Origin of the sequence: Alkalitalea saponilacus (assembly GCF_900168165.1) — a bacterium.
Lineage (GTDB): Bacteria > Bacteroidota > Bacteroidia > Bacteroidales > Marinilabiliaceae > Natronoflexus > Natronoflexus saponilacus.
In genome coordinates this window covers 65,257-79,881 of record NZ_FUYV01000009.1, presented here as the reverse complement: position 1 = coordinate 79,881, position 14,625 = coordinate 65,257, and the positions used below count along the sequence as shown (strand labels likewise).

Here is a 14,625-nt window from a genome sequence, read left to right as displayed (position 1 = left end):
TATAATACAATTTGTTCCGGTTTAGGTATTACTTAATGCCAAGGTTATTAACGAAACTGAATGACATTGAATAAATTTGGTGTTTCGGGCACAGGTTCCTGCAATGATTTCTCCACAGCATTGGCTGCTTTGGATACCGTTGCTTCAGGCTCTGCTGTTTGCATTGTTTTAGCTGTCTCTTCGGCTTGAACCGTTCCAAACATGTCTGCTATTAGTTGCAACAAAAATTCCATCTCTCTTGGGTTTTAATGGTTACAATTATTTGATTTTTATAATGATTAAGGCGTGATCTAACAAAATGATATTGGCTCATAGACGGATAACGTCCATTAATGGTTAATCACTCATATGACAAACGAGCCTCCCCATACACGTATAAAAAATGTTATTTTTTTATTGATTGAATAGAAGTTGAATGAAATTCGTGTTTAGAACAGGAAGTGCCAGGCTCTTTTAAAAAAGAAAATACAAGGCATCAGATCAGCATCAGAGATGGCTGCATCAGGCAAAATAAAACAGCCAATATCGGCGGCAACATCTGGCTTTTCGACAATTCTTCCCGAAGCTTTTTTAGTGCTTTACTGATTTGCGTTTCTACAGTTCTTTTGGATATGTCAAGCTGGTCGGCAATATCCTGATTGGAGTGTCCCTCGAAGCGACTCATTTTGAATATTCTCTGACACTGATCGGGAAGACTGTTGATGGTGTTGTTGATTTTCTCCTCCAGTTCAGTATATTCCAAATTTTCTGATGGCTCGATAAAGTGATTTGATCTGCTCAGAATATTTTGATGGTGCTCATGAATAATTTTGTCCCGTTTTACAATGTTCAAGCATCTGTTTTTAACGGTTTGATAAAGGTGTGCTTTCAGACTTGTATGAATGTTTAACTCTGATCGTTTATCAAAGATCATCACGAATACATCCTGCACCACATTGCGGGACTGGTCATCGTCGTTTAGGATACGGTTGGCAAATATAACCAGTTGTTTGTAGTAAAGATCGAACAGCCTGCGGTAGAAGGACTCTTCTCCACGCATCAACCCATTTAGCAAAAAGGTCTCTTCTTTTGTTTGGCCGTTCGTACTCATAAAATGTTCTATCCTGGTTTCTTTGGGGATGATGATCCTAATATCTCTAACATGGATGCTTCTGATATGGTTTTACAAAAATAGATGATTTTGTTTATTAATGGTGAGAATTTCGCTAAAACGACGAATTTAATGGAGGAACTGTAATTTATCGCGGATGGGAATTATTTTATACTAACATTAGAATGTTTTGCTGGCGCAAAGATTTGTAATTGAATACGAAAACAGATTTGTTAATATCTTATGAGGAAATGTCCCTATTTTTTAAGGAGGTTGAGGTTGTGTCTAATGATAAAAGTTGTTATCTTTGCACTGCTTTTTTAGAAAAGCATCATTAAGTTCGGGATGTAGCTCAGTCCGGTTAGAGTACTCGTCTGGGGGGCGAGGGGTCGGAAGTTCGAATCTTCTCATCCCGACCAAATCAACATCAAACAAAACTAAAAGCCTGCAAATCGTATGATTTGCAGGCTTTTGTGATTTTTATGATTTAATTCAATTTAGATTACTTCAGAATAAATGAGAACTAAACTGTGAACCAAATCTATTTTTATATTTGGTTCTCAAATTGAGTTCAAAGCATTGTAATATAGGGTTTTGAAAATTTAGTTCTGATAGATTTTGGAGTGTTTTGGATGTTTTTTGAGAACTAAAATGTGAACCTTTTTTTCAAGTGAACCAAATAATCTTTAACAATCATAAATTGAATGGTCATGAAGACAATTAACTACTATGGAATTAGGTTTATTGTTCGATATTTGGTTTTATGAATAAAATCGATTGAGGCAACACTTACTGGCATAGGCGGTTCTAAAAGTGCTATCTATATCGGTTTCATTGTGCCAGATTAAATATTCCGGAGCATATTGATTACCTATGTTTAATAGATTTATAATTTAAGCACAGCATTTTCAAACCTGAAAGAATATTTTTCATCGGGCAAACATGTTGTTGTTCAAGGAGGATGATCATAAATTTCACTTCTTGGTTTTTTTTAAAGATCAAAATTCATTATCTTTATGCTAAATAATTGAATTAAAACAATAATAATTATGAGAACTGAAATCCTGACCTTATTATGCTTATGCGTGATTTTTGCATCGAGTTGCTCAAGCCAGAAAGAGACAGACAAGGCTAACAACCTAACCATCATTAGTGGCAAGGTTTACAACAGGGATGTATATCCCAATACCGAGAGGTTGACAGTACATCTAACAGATTTCCGCAACTTCAGAAGTGTCTTCAACAGTCCTATCAATGACGATGGTTCCTTTCATTTTACTTTTAATTTGTACTCACCGCAGGACATCGGTTTTAGTCCAGTGGGCAATAAAATGATTCTGCATCCCGGAGACAGCATTTTTGTTGAGATCGACTTCATGGACATTGGCAATTTTCGTTTTTTCGGCGATCGTGCTGAAACCAACATTGCACTGCAAAAATATTTAAGTCGCAATACCGGCGCATTCACTTTCGAATTTTTTAGTTCCCAGGCTTCTGGATTAGAAGAGAGAAGAAGATACTGTGACAGCATTCGCGTTGATGCTTTGGAGAAAAGGCGAATGTTTATTGAGAGAGAAAATCCTCCTGTAGATTTCATGCAGTGGTCACTGGATTACATAAACATCCAGTATTACCGCGCCATGTTAACAAATTTGCCTCCTGATGCCATTCTGGATCAGGGGTTTATAAATTGGTTTAATGCGATTCAAATTGAGGATTTATATGGGGAAGCTGACTCAGACAGCAAAGGTTCTGCCAACAGGATAGTTAATTCAGCAATTTTTGATTTGGCATATGGTTATGAACGCATTCATGGCCGAATGCTGGCAAATAATTTACCTGAAGGGGGAGTTCTTTCGCATGAGGATGTTTTTGAAGTTTTGTTAGAAAAAGAAGATGGAATATTTAAGGAATTACTTATTGGCAATGTGTTCCATTATATTCTTCGAAGTTTTAATCTTACCCAATTCAATGATTATAAACATATTTTTGAGGAAAACATCAGCGAATATTCTATAAAACAGCCTTTATCGGAGTTCTACCAACTTGTAAAGAATCCTGAACTTTCAAAAGTTACTTCAGAACCCATATTCTCTAATATGGGAAGTGAAGGACGGTCGCTTATGGAAACCATTATTGCTGAAAACAGAGGTAAACTTTTATTTGTTGATTTGTGGGCAACATGGTGCAAGCCTTGCATTATGGGAATGGAAGCCATGAAAGATGTTATGCCACGCTACGAAGATGAAGAGATTGAGTTCATCTTTCTTTGTATCAGATCAACGGAGGAGAATTGGGCTGGTTTTCTTGCCGAAAATGACATTGGAGGGAGACATTATTTTGCAAACAAAGAACAAAGCGAGGATATTTCAATTGCTTTGGGTGTACATGGGATTCCTCATTATTTTGTGATAGGTAAGGAAGGTCATATTGTTAAGCGGCATAGTATTGGTTTTTTCCATTCAAAAGATTTAATCACCCGACTACTGGATTCATCACCCAGTTAATTTTAACCAAAAATCAGAAATTATGAAGAGAAATGTTTCACTGTTACTGTTTCTTGTTGTTGTTTCGGTAACCAATTTGTTATCGCAGAGAGAATTCAGATTGGAAAATATGCATTACATACCGGAAGGTATAATGGATGATGATCCCAATATGGAGGTTAGCTTTCCTTCATTTTGGATAAGTGATCAGATCACCAATAAAGAATTCCAGGAGTTTTGGCAATATGCTAAAAGCAATCCCAACGTTGAATTGTCTTGGGCTGAATTAACACATGCACCAGGCGACCCAAAGCCTTCCCAACCTGTAGTTAGGAGCATCTTATTCTCTGAACTTTTGAAAGAAAAACCAGATTCAACCAACTGGCCGGTTGCGAATTATTTTGAAAGTGATCAATATGCAGATAAACCAGTTATTGGAGTCTCCGAAAAACTGGCTACTTATTATTGTATCTGGAAGACCACTAAGGTTTATGACAACCTTAGCGAACGTGAAAGAGATCCGGTTCATCCATTCATCGTTGCACCGGACTTGAAAATTCGATACGCTCTAATTTGTAGACCGGAATTATTTTCTGAAGATGAAGTTGGTTTCAGAATTGTGATACATCAATAATATTTGAAGCGGCATGACTTAAATTAGATAGAATACCACAATGGGCCAGCATTAAAATATTTAGCTAAAGAATCTTTCGTCCTGAAGAGAAAAAAGAAAAAAACAATAAAAATTCCGTTATTTTTTTTGTATTTATAAAATTACCCATTATATTTGTAGTGGGTTAGGGTTAAGGTTAAAGGGCACGTCGGAACGTCGGCGGGCCCTTTTCATTTTTATGTAAACCAGATAATCAATGACTCTGCTTTCAAATAAGTTTCCACTGCTTATATTTTTATTCCTCTTACCATATGCTATGTATGGTCAATTGGTGGAGATTGATGGAATCCCCAGAGATACCTCCTTTAACTTAATCAGCGAATTCAAAAAACAACAGATAAATTATCCTGATATATCTCTTGCTAAAAAGGGCGATACATCTGCTTTGACCATACATCATGATATCACTTATCTTCAATTGGAAAATCGTTCTCTCAAACTGGATATCATCTATTTATCCCACCTTGAAAAATCAAAATTACCCACTGTACTTTTAATTCATGGGGGAGGATGGAGAAGCGGTGATAAATCTATGGAATATCCTATGGCCATGGAGTTGGCAAGAAGGGGCTATGTTTCCATTTGTATAGAATACAGACTTTCGCCTGAAGCAGTTTACCCGGTGGCTGTTGAGGATGTAATTACCGCTGTCCGTTGGGTCAGATCCAACGCCTGCTCTTATCCTATTGATCGACAAAAAATCGTGTTATACGGCACCTCGGCCGGAGGACAGTTGGCTTCACTTGTGGGAACAATTAATGGAGTCGATTCTGTTTTTAATCCGCCCTACCACACAGAAATTGATGCAGTGGTAAATACTCTTGTAAATGTAGATGGATTGTCTGCGTTTATACACCCGGAGTCGGGCGAGGGTCAGGATCGGCCAGGAAGACCATCTGCTGCTACCTGGTGGTTCAATTCAACAACCGATGAGCGACCCGATTTGCGATATGAAGCATCTCCAATTACCCATGTTCATTCCAACTCTGTGCCTATTCTTTTCATAAATAGTTCCATCCCCCGATTTAGTGCCGGAAGGGATGATATGATTGAAAAGTTAACAGAACATGGAATCTACTCCCAAAACTTTGTACATAAAAATGCCATGCACACTTTTTGGCTCTTCCACCCATGGTTTGATAAAACTGTGGAGTTAACGGATGATTTCCTTAAGAAAGTTCTAAATCCTTAAAAAAGGATGATCTGTAATAAGCTATTCTTTTACAATCCAACTTGCGAGATGGCCGTTGCTAACAGCCATGCTTCCTATACGCCTCCTCAGCGACTGAAAAGATTTGAAGAGGATTTGGAATCCATTATGCTTTGGTTGGGCAGATCCGATGATGTTTTGCTGACACGAAATGGTTTGAGTGCAGATTTTGCCAGTTGGTTGTCCGATTTTGGTTTTGATCTCCCCAAATGTGTGGTTGCAGATTCATTACATGAATCCATAGTCCTTGATGAACTCCACCCATGGGGGTGGAGTCCTGCCATGCACAAATACTTCTCATCAAAGGATTTACAGACACAAAAATTGTGGCATGCGAATCCCATGAGTCAATGGCATCATGGATATAGGCAAATGCTGAGCAGACTGACAGGATTTAAACTGATCAGGGAAACAGCAGAAATCTTAAAGAATGAGGCTATACCAACCATTTCCATTCCTGAAATTCCTTTGATTGTTGAAACCCCTCAGCAGATTGATGACATAGAACGAAAAGGTACTTTGCCAAGATTGCTTAAAACCCCTTGGAGTGCTTCCGGGAGAGGTCTTTTCAAAATAAGGGATAACAATGAGCAAGCGAATAAAAATCCCTGGGTTCTTGGAAAACTAAAACAGCAGGGCTTTTTGTTGGTCGAGCCATTTTTAAATAAACTTCAGGATGTTTCGTTTCATTTTTGGTGTGATTCAGAGGGAATCCGGTTTCTTGGAACCACTTACTTCTCAACTGATTCGACGGGACAATTTTTGGGCTGTTTTACCCACTTGCCTGAAAACATCAACATCCCGGAATCTCTGTTGAAAGAAGGGGAGAGGCAGGCAGAATTTGTTCTTTTGGCTGCTCTTGAAAAAATGAAGATCAATACCAGATATCATGGCCCTCTGGGTGTTGATGGTTTGTTTTTTCTCAATACCGAAGGGGGGATTTTTTTAAACCCTTGCATTGAAGTAAATCTGCGTTATTCAATGGGGCTGGTAAACCTGAAAATCAGAGAGCAGATGGCTCCGGGGCGTTCCGGAAAATGGCAAATTGGTTGTTTAAAAGCTCAGGAATGGATTAAGATTTCCGACAAAAATCCGGTTAAAGTTTCAAATGGCCGGATTCATGAAGGTGTTATGCCGTTAACAGTTCCTCCGGAGAAGGAAGGCCACATGGCCTGGCTTGAGGTCATTCATTAATCTTTAATTCACCTTTTTCGATCATTTTTTTTGTACAGTTGTAGCCCACTTCAATAATCTCTTCAGATTTATCAAAATCCCAGAACGAGTAGTTTTGCATTTCGGCTGGTTCAATCAGGTAGTCGCATATTTCCATGGAAGCTCTGACATTCTCACCAATTCCCAGACTGAAAGCACGTTCTGCAATCTTGGTAATCCCGTCAAACTCATTCATGGGGCCAATGTAATTTACATGAACGCCAATCAGGGTTTTGCATTTCTTCCTGATGGCATCGGCGGGGAGATTGTCAAAGAGGCCTCCGTCGATGTAGGTGGTGTCGTTTATAACTTGTGGAGCAAAAATAACCGGAACAGCGCATGAGGCCAGCACATAGTCAATCAGGGGGCCTTCGCTGATGATTTCGTTTTTACCCGTGTTGATGTTTGCTACAGCCAGGCAGAATGGTTTCTTTAGTGCTGCAAAGTCATCCTTCTCAATATATTTTTTTAGCAGTTTTCGAAGCTCTGTCATCTGGAAAAGGCCATTTTTATTCCAAGCCGGCCTTACCATTTTAAGCACAGGTTCCTCTTTTACAATTTTTTGAATCTCGTTTGGATGATAACCTGCTGCATACAATACTCCGACCAGCGATCCCATGCTTGTTCCTGAAATGATCTCTGGTGCTATGTCATGCTCTGTAAGAGCGTTTAAAACCCCAATGTGTGCGTAACCTCTGGCACTGCCTCCACTTAGCGCAATCCCGAGACCGCTTACAGTTTCTATGTTTGTGTTTGATTTTTTTGTTTTTCGTCTGTTTTCAATAAGACGTTTTAACCATTCGAGCATGATTGAATTATTTTATGGTCATTCAAATATAAAAAAAGGTTGGTTAACTGCTAAAGCAGTTACCAACCTTTTTTCATTGTTCACCAAAAAATATTCTACTATGACGTCTTATAAATAAGAAGTGCGGAATACGTGTTTATTCCTCCGCTTGAATGCGCAGCGTACTCAAGATCTATCACCTGCTCCGGATGGATGTTGTTCTCAGTTAGGAACGCATTCATTTGAGAGTCCAATGACTCATCGTAATCATCAAGTCCAGTGTACTGGAAATGTTTTGTCAGTACTTTATCCATTCTGCTTCTTTTTTAAGTATGATGGGAAAAAACTTGTTTATTATATACTTCCTATACGCAGGAACTATGTATAGGATACATAAAAATGTATATTTTTATCAAAGAAATATGACCGTTGGTCATAACCGTCTATGCTACATGTTTTAGTATGGCAAGTAAATGATCCCAGAACTTTTGAACCGTTTCAATGTTGAGTCTTTCATCGGGTGAATGAGCACCTTTTATGGTGGGGCCAATGGAGATCATATCCAATCCGGGATACTTTTGCAAGAACAAACCACATTCGAGTCCTGCATGAATGGCTTTTACCTGCGGCTCTGTTTTGAAAAGCATTTTGTATGTTTCAACAGCCGTTTTCAGGATGCTGGAATCGGGATTAGGATTCCAACCGGGATAGCCATCTGTTTGCTTTGTGGTTGCTTCTCCCAGTTTAAATACTGAATCAACCATGTTGGCAATGTTGTTTATGCCGCTTTCAAGCGCGCTCCTTTGGCTTGTATTAATGACCAACTGCTCTCCTTCAAAATTTATGGAGGCCAAATTGGTGGAGGTTTCGACTAACCCGGGTACGCTGCTGCTCATGGTAATCACTCCATGTGGCATAGCATAGATGGTGTTCACCAAACGATTGTGAAAATCCTTGGTTAAGATTTTTTCCGGAAGACTGATTGACTCCAGATGTAATTTTATATGGGGTTCTGTTTTTCCAATCTCTTCCTGTAAATCTGCAATAAAGCAGTTTATAAGCACCCTTACCTCTTCTTTGTATTTCCATGGCACGACGCCGGTTGCGCTTGCTTCACGCGCAATGGCATTGTGAAGATTGCCTCCTTCTATGGTAGCCAGTTGAAAACCAAACTGGCGGGTGGCGTCGTAAATGTACCGGTTCAGAATTTTTATGGCATTTCCAAGTCCTTTGTCAATATCATCGCCGGAATGTCCGCCCTTTAACCCGGAAACTGACACCTTAAACGCAAAGGCATCTTTGGAAGTGGCTTCAAATTCAGGATTAAAATAGCCAATGGTACCAATACCTCCGGCGCATCCGATGAATATCTCACCTTCATCTTCCGAGTCCAGGTTAATTAATATTTTTCCGGAGAACATGTCCGGTTCCAACTCAAAAGCGCCTGTCAGACCTGTCTCTTCATCAACAGTAAACAAGCATTCAATGTGTCCGTGTTCAATCTCTTTTGAAGCCAGAATGGCCAGTTGAGCAGCGATTCCGATTCCGTCATCAGCTCCCAGTGTGGTGCCTTTTGCTTTCACCCACTCTCGGTCAATGTATGGATTGATGGAGTCGGTCATAAAATTGTGAACTGTTTCATTGTTCTTTTCGCACACCATATCAATGTGCGATTGCAAAACAACAGATGGGAGGCTTTCAAAACCGGCCGTGGCCGGCTTTGAAATCACCAGGTTTCCAATTTTGTCCTTTTTAAGATCTAGTCCATGCTTTTCGGCAAAGTCAATAAGATAATTAATCATTTTCTCTTCATTCTTCGAAGGCCGGGGTATCTGGCATATTTCATGGAAATATGTCCAAATTTCTGCAGGTTTTAAGTTCTCAAAAGGATACATTCAATTTCTTTTTAATTAAAATACTAAAGCATATAGTACTCCTAAAATACCAATAGCTGCAAGTATAAATACGATTTTAACCGGCATTACGCCATTGTTTTCAGCTGTTTTTCCAAAAATCCCAAAAACCAGCGGGTGTACAAGGAACGGCATAGCAAAAACGAAAGCAATCATACCTGCAGCCTGTTCTCCAAACATACCTCCCTGTATGGCAGCAAATAATCCGAAATGCGATATGGCCGAGGCATTTGCCATTACTGAATCGTTTAATCCCATTCCTCCGAGATTGAGAATTAACAAACCACCAAATACTGCCACCAACTGCCAACCCAGAGAAAATATCATTAATCCGCGAATTTCTTGTTTTTCCCTGCTGTTGGCCGTTTTCAGAGTTCTTAATGCCAGCCAGGTGAGCAGCATTCCTATGGCGACAATTAAAAGCGTATATGGAATAAGAAGTTTTCCTGAAGTGGCACTTGCTGCCAGAATACTGAATACGAAAATATGGCCAATAAAAGGAATGTTAATCATAATGGGTGCTCTCAGTTGTGCTTCATAACCCAAATCGCCGGCAGTACATGCACCTGTAAGACCTGAGTGCGATAACGAACCGGCCATACCGGGAGCCAGATTTCGCATGTGGTTGGCATGCCCTAAAACGATTAAAAGCGTAAGTCCTCCAAACATCCAGACCAGCTGTCCAAAAAAGCCGAATGACAGAACTGAAGTCATGCCTGTTAGTGAAAATGCTTCGGCAATGCGAGAACCTCCAACCATAAAATTGGCTGCCAGCACAACCGGAATCCCAGCGAACAGCAGTGAACGGATGGTAGGCCCAAATTTCCAGCGTGAGAAAAGCATTCCTAAGGTGACCGATAGAATCATGGCAAAGAATATCTCAGGCAGGGCAATAATTGGCCTGATCCAGGTTGCAATGTAATATGCTAGAACCAGAATGCTGAGAATCAGTCCTGTTTCAATCATTCCCTTTCGAATATAAACTGGCTTATTGGTGATTTTTGCGCGGTAATCAATTAGAATAATTGATCCTACAACACCAATATATCCAAGCAATGGATAAAAATTGTCCAGAGGTTCATTGTTGCTGTAACCAATAATTGTGCGTTTGAGGGATTCAACTCCGATCATGATGAAGAATGCTCTGATCAGAAACATGAACTGTGTGAACTTGGTTCCCAGAAACATTTCATCTGCTGAAGGTTCAACAATGTCGGTGTTGTCAATGGATTGATTTGATATGAGTTTCCTGATTTCCTGACCACCCACGAAGAAGGACGCGCTTAGGGCTGTAATGGTCACTTTACTTGCAAAATCAATGATGGGAAATTCTCGTAGTCCCGGGGTTCCCATGCCTGTGCTCACCATTACGTAGCCCATAATTAATCCAAAAACTACGATAATAAGGATGGGGGAGTAGCGTGTTCCTGCTACAAAAGTTCTGGAGACCAGAACCATGGAAATAACTAATAAAAACGTGAGCCAAAACTGGTTCAGAATATGAGCGTTGGCCATTTGGTCGTTAAAATACTCCATTGTTCAGTTGTTAGTTTGAATTGAAAATTACAGATAAATTAAATGGTAGTCTGCATGGTTTCAGAAGAAAAGGTATATTTCAGCAATGCTCTGCCTATCATTTGGAATGATGTCGCAAAAATAGTTTTTTTTAGGAAATTTTGCCAGAATTGTAATCATTTCAAACGAGAAATGTTTTTTGATTAGTGTTTATATCAACCTTAGTTTGAGATTCGATATGTTTCGCAGGTGTTTCAAAAATATTTGAGAAAGGGTCATAATCATTCCGATGATTTAATCGAAATTATAATTTAAGCGATTTGATCAATTTTGTCGGCTATTCCTTAATACATGAGGCGGAAAGGCCTCGCAAGTTAAATAACGTGCATTAAATAGGTGCATAATTAATGTTTTTAATTGATAAACTTGCTTTTAGTCTTTGATTAGGTTAAATTACATTGATTCAAAAAGCATATTAAAGGTGTCGAAAAGAGGAACAAAGAAGACGAACTTTCAATATCGGCCAAGAATGGTGATTGCTCTTATAAATATGTGTTTATCAAAACACAAGTTTTTCTGTTGAATTGATTAACTAAACTTATATCTGTTGATATGACAAGTTCATGACATTGATAAAGTGTAGATGCTTTCCGGCGGGATTTATATTGTGACTTCTTATGATGGTTCTCTTAACTTAATTATTTGCTTTTAACTCTTAACATTTAGGAATTGTTTAGATTTAGCTTATTAACATGTTATGAAGTTTGAGTTTGAAGTGTCTTATATCTATAAACTGTCATTGACAAGTTAGTTTTCGATATCAGTTTTTTTTGATTCGAGCATGAATGAAGATTTGACAAATTCTATTAAACGCTCATGAGTGAGGTACTCACGAAATGAAGTTAGAACTTAACCAATTGAAAACAGACGGAGCTAATTCCGATTCCATCGGAACTCTTAGAAGTTTCCGCGTTACAAAACTTCTCTGCACTTCGCCTCCTCATGTGTTCGGGAGCCATAAACTTAAACAGATTATTTTCAAATGAAGATAGGGCAATCATACGAAGTTCTTCAAAGCGGAGCTTTCCTGTACCTCGCTTCCTGATTTACGGCGAAACAATTAATAATTTAATTTATTCAAATGAAGATTTACATCAAAAATATGGTTTGTATTCGATGCCAGATGGTGGTTAAGAATGAACTTAAAAAACTCAATCTGGAGTATTCTGATGTAAAAATTGGGGAAGCAAATATTATTGGAACGATAACAGAAGAAGACCTGAAGAAGTTGGATACCTCATTAAAAATGGCAGGACTTGAGTTGATGAGCAGCAGGAAAAGAATTCTTGTTGAAAAAACTACCAACGCAATTATAGAACTGGTGCATTACACCGACGAACAAATAAAAGTAAACCTGTCGATTTTTTTGAGCGACAAGCTAAATTACGACTATACCTATCTGGCTAATCTTTTTACTGAGGTAAAGGGAACCACAATTGAAAAGTTTTATCTGAAACATAAAATAGAAAGAGTTAAAGAATTGCTGGTGTACGATGAATTAAATCTATCAGAGATAGCATATAAAATGCATTATAGCAGTGTCGCACATTTGTCGAATCAATTTAAAAAAATAACAGGCTTAACACCATCTCAGTTCAAAACACTTAAGAATATAAGTCGTGATACTCTCGAAAATTTGTAAATGTGGAAAGCCAAACTCTGAAATCTACATGATCAGATTATTTTAAATCGGTTAAGACAGTTAATACAAATAAGCCACAGGAATACTTATTTTGGTAAGTACAATTCCTGTGGCTCGAAACTTAAATTTGATGAAGGGCCAATGGTTAAATTCAGCTATCGTATTTTTTCACTCCTACCTGTTTATTAATAAAAAAGTTGATTTCTAATAATCAATAGATTTTTAATTGTAATCAATGACATTGGAGTGACGCATATTATCGGTTTTCAAAAAATATAACGTACTGATATTGCACCACCATCGCCCCAATAGCCCGTATGGCCAACCAGATTGTAAGACGGTTTCCAGTCTATGCTTAAATTAATTGGAATTTCTGCGAAATTGTACTCTAATCCCAGTATCCCATCAATCCCCACAACAGTATAGGTTTTCCCTGGGTCTCCCCAGTATTTTTTGGTGTTGTCACCATCCCAAAAGCCCACGTGCCCCCCAAAACCATAATACCAATTTAACCGGTCGGTATTAAAGGCTCTGTTATGGATTTCGTAAAGACCTGTAATCTGAACTCCTTTCCATCGGGAAGTAAGAATACCTTCGAGAGCGGCATTGGGACTGATAAAATGTTTAACAGTTATACCATTTGCATATCCTCCCCGTAATCCAATTCCAGTTTTATAGTCCTGAGCATTGGTGAATGATGTCAAAAGGGCAGATAATAAGATGATTAATCCGAGTTTTTTCATTTTGTTTAATTATTGGTCATATTTTAAGCATGTTACCCATTCTTTTGGGTACTACCTGCAATTAAATCTGTCGGTCAGGAACAGTTCAAATTTTATTTGTCAATATAGTAAAATCAGGAATTATGGTTGAACAATCACATTTCCATCAAGATTAACAGCCGTTTGAGCCAATGCTCTCCCTTTCAATGAAGCTCCCCTTTGAAAAGTAATGCCGGTCATAGACAAGATAATGCCTTCAAAATGAGATGATGTTCCGAATGTTGCATCGCCGGCAACCTGCCAGAAAATGTTTTGAATCTGTGCACCTCCCGTAAGAATAACTTTTGCAGATGAACTCATGCTAAGATCGCCGGCAATTTGGAAAATCCACACATCATTTTCATTGCCAGAAATGGTAACGTCAGAGGGTATCGTAACAGAACTGGTCCATTTGTATAATCCTGGTACAAGAGTTTGACCACCAATATTTCCAATTCCCAGTTCAATGAATTCAGGCGTTGGACGACCGGCAGCATCGTTATAGGCTGAAATCATATTTTCAACGGCTGTAGTAAGATTGCCTGGAGTTGGATTGGCCATATCAGCGGCAAATACTTTGCCTGTAACCTGAGCGGAAATGGCATTTCCAGTTTCGGCAGTTAATCCAAATCCCGTTATGTAGGATGTGGCAGCCGGACTTAATCCAAGATTTCCTGTAATTGCGGAAGTAGGATTATTGTTGATAGCTGTTTTTGCCAGAATTGCGTAATGACCTGCTGTTGCCAAATCTACTACGGCCAGGTTTGATGTATTAACACCTGTTGTAAAACTCCAAACTTTATCTTCAGCCAGTGTGTTTCCTGTGAGGCCGTTTACTCCCGTTGTTATAGTGGCTGTATAAACCGTTTCGGCCGACAGAACATTTGTCGGATTGAATGTTGCTATTAATCCGGAATAGTGTACTGTGCCACCAATTAAGTTTGCCCCTTGTTTTAAGGTAAAAGTTGAAGGATTGATGGTTGAGGCCTGCATTTCTTCACTAAAAGTCGCCTTTATTTCGACATTTCGTTCAATGTCAGTTGCATTGCTGAGTGGGCTGATTAAAGTGATTGTAAGATCTTCGTCAGTTTTGTCATTGTCCTTTTTCGAACAACTGCTCATAAATACAACCATTGCTAATGCAATAGTTGAGAATATAATTTTAATTTTCATCACCTAAATAGATTTGAATTATGTGAAAATAATTTCAAATCAAAGGTAGGCTCGTTGGCAGGCTGAAATGTTATAGAATTAAGTTATTAAGTTACATGGTTCA

General features: G+C 38.7%; 12 protein-coding genes and 1 tRNA gene. 6 read left to right on the top strand and 7 right to left on the bottom strand.

Annotated features, from left to right (window positions below; genetic code table 11):
- Positions 1-47: 47 nt before the first annotated feature.
- Positions 48-233 carry a hypothetical protein gene (locus tag B5X70_RS08805; protein ID WP_079557535.1) on the bottom strand — a complete coding sequence of 62 codons (186 nt, stop codon included), beginning with the start codon at positions 231-233 and terminating at the stop codon, positions 48-50.
- Positions 234-475: 242 nt separating this feature from the next.
- The gene (locus tag B5X70_RS08800; RefSeq protein ID WP_079557534.1) at positions 476-1,090 is read right to left on the bottom strand and encodes an RNA polymerase sigma-70 factor; all 615 of its coding nucleotides are present in this window, start codon (positions 1,088-1,090) and stop codon (positions 476-478) included.
- 341 nt (positions 1,091-1,431) lie between these two features.
- Between B5X70_RS08800 and B5X70_RS08795 the strand changes: the two genes are divergently transcribed.
- The 5 genes from B5X70_RS08795 to B5X70_RS08775 all read left to right on the top strand — a co-directional run bounded on the left by B5X70_RS08795 (position 1,432) and on the right by B5X70_RS08775 (position 6,653).
- Positions 1,432-1,509, top strand: a tRNA-Pro gene (locus B5X70_RS08795).
- 630 nt (positions 1,510-2,139) lie between these two features.
- Positions 2,140-3,597, top strand: a complete 1,458-nt coding sequence (locus tag B5X70_RS08790; protein ID WP_079557533.1) for a TlpA family protein disulfide reductase — start codon at positions 2,140-2,142, stop codon at positions 3,595-3,597.
- 22 nt (positions 3,598-3,619) lie between these two features.
- Entirely contained in the window at positions 3,620-4,210 is a 591-nt protein-coding gene (locus tag B5X70_RS08785; protein WP_079557532.1) for an SUMF1/EgtB/PvdO family nonheme iron enzyme, read from the top strand.
- Between the two features lie 235 nt (positions 4,211-4,445).
- A complete protein-coding gene (locus tag B5X70_RS08780; protein ID WP_079557531.1) occupies positions 4,446-5,441 on the top strand; it encodes an alpha/beta hydrolase in 996 nt (331 codons plus the stop codon).
- 6 nt (positions 5,442-5,447) lie between these two features.
- Entirely contained in the window at positions 5,448-6,653 is a 1,206-nt protein-coding gene (locus tag B5X70_RS08775; protein ID WP_143255051.1) for a hypothetical protein, read from the top strand.
- Here the strand turns inward: B5X70_RS08775 and B5X70_RS08770 are convergent.
- The 3 genes from B5X70_RS08770 to B5X70_RS08755 all read right to left on the bottom strand — a co-directional run bounded on the left by B5X70_RS08770 (position 6,643) and on the right by B5X70_RS08755 (position 10,907).
- Positions 6,643-7,479 (bottom strand): patatin-like phospholipase family protein, encoded by an 837-nt coding sequence (locus B5X70_RS08770; RefSeq protein ID WP_079557529.1) that lies wholly within the window; start codon positions 7,477-7,479, stop codon positions 6,643-6,645. The two genes, B5X70_RS08775 and B5X70_RS08770, sit on opposite strands and share 11 nt — an antisense overlap.
- 422 nt (positions 7,480-7,901) lie before the next feature.
- Positions 7,902-9,353 carry an aminoacyl-histidine dipeptidase gene (locus B5X70_RS08760; RefSeq protein WP_079557527.1) on the bottom strand — a complete coding sequence of 484 codons (1,452 nt, stop codon included), beginning with the start codon at positions 9,351-9,353 and terminating at the stop codon, positions 7,902-7,904.
- A gap of 15 nt (positions 9,354-9,368) precedes the next feature.
- Entirely contained in the window at positions 9,369-10,907 is a 1,539-nt protein-coding gene (locus tag B5X70_RS08755) for a hypothetical protein (protein WP_079557526.1), read from the bottom strand.
- Positions 10,908-12,027: 1,120 nt separating this feature from the next.
- Between B5X70_RS08755 and B5X70_RS08750 the strand changes: the two genes are divergently transcribed.
- Positions 12,028-12,588: a helix-turn-helix domain-containing protein gene (locus B5X70_RS08750; RefSeq protein WP_079557525.1), complete on the top strand. Its 561-nt coding sequence runs from the start codon at positions 12,028-12,030 to the stop codon at positions 12,586-12,588.
- A 266-nt stretch (positions 12,589-12,854) separates the two neighbouring features.
- Here the strand turns inward: B5X70_RS08750 and B5X70_RS08745 are convergent, their stop codons facing one another.
- A complete protein-coding gene (locus B5X70_RS08745) occupies positions 12,855-13,331 on the bottom strand; it encodes a hypothetical protein (protein ID WP_079557524.1) in 477 nt (158 codons plus the stop codon).
- Between the two features lie 120 nt (positions 13,332-13,451).
- Complete coding sequence (locus B5X70_RS08740; RefSeq protein ID WP_079557523.1) at positions 13,452-14,522, bottom strand: ice-binding family protein; 1,071 nt, start codon at positions 14,520-14,522, stop codon at positions 13,452-13,454.
- Positions 14,523-14,625 lie beyond the last annotated feature (103 nt).

What these genes read in the sequence shown, in the direction of transcription:
- B5X70_RS08740 (WP_079557523.1), bottom strand. Translation starts at nt 14,522, where the DNA reads ATGAAAATTAAAATTATATTCTCAACTATTGCATTAGCAATGGTTGTA.
- B5X70_RS08790 (WP_079557533.1), top strand. Translation starts at nt 2,140, where the DNA reads ATGAGAACTGAAATCCTGACCTTATTATGCTTATGCGTGATTTTTGCA.
- B5X70_RS08750 (WP_079557525.1), top strand. Translation starts at nt 12,028, where the DNA reads ATGAAGATTTACATCAAAAATATGGTTTGTATTCGATGCCAGATGGTG.
- B5X70_RS08745 (WP_079557524.1), bottom strand. Translation starts at nt 13,331, where the DNA reads ATGAAAAAACTCGGATTAATCATCTTATTATCTGCCCTTTTGACATCA.
- B5X70_RS08760 (WP_079557527.1), bottom strand. Translation starts at nt 9,353, where the DNA reads ATGTATCCTTTTGAGAACTTAAAACCTGCAGAAATTTGGACATATTTC.
- B5X70_RS08770 (WP_079557529.1), bottom strand. Translation starts at nt 7,479, where the DNA reads ATGCTCGAATGGTTAAAACGTCTTATTGAAAACAGACGAAAAACAAAA.
- B5X70_RS08755 (WP_079557526.1), bottom strand. Translation starts at nt 10,907, where the DNA reads ATGGAGTATTTTAACGACCAAATGGCCAACGCTCATATTCTGAACCAG.
- B5X70_RS08800 (WP_079557534.1), bottom strand. Translation starts at nt 1,090, where the DNA reads ATGAGTACGAACGGCCAAACAAAAGAAGAGACCTTTTTGCTAAATGGG.
- B5X70_RS08805 (WP_079557535.1), bottom strand. Translation starts at nt 233, where the DNA reads ATGGAATTTTTGTTGCAACTAATAGCAGACATGTTTGGAACGGTTCAA.
- B5X70_RS08775 (WP_143255051.1), top strand. Translation starts at nt 5,448, where the DNA reads ATGATCTGTAATAAGCTATTCTTTTACAATCCAACTTGCGAGATGGCC.
- B5X70_RS08780 (WP_079557531.1), top strand. Translation starts at nt 4,446, where the DNA reads ATGACTCTGCTTTCAAATAAGTTTCCACTGCTTATATTTTTATTCCTC.
- B5X70_RS08785 (WP_079557532.1), top strand. Translation starts at nt 3,620, where the DNA reads ATGAAGAGAAATGTTTCACTGTTACTGTTTCTTGTTGTTGTTTCGGTA.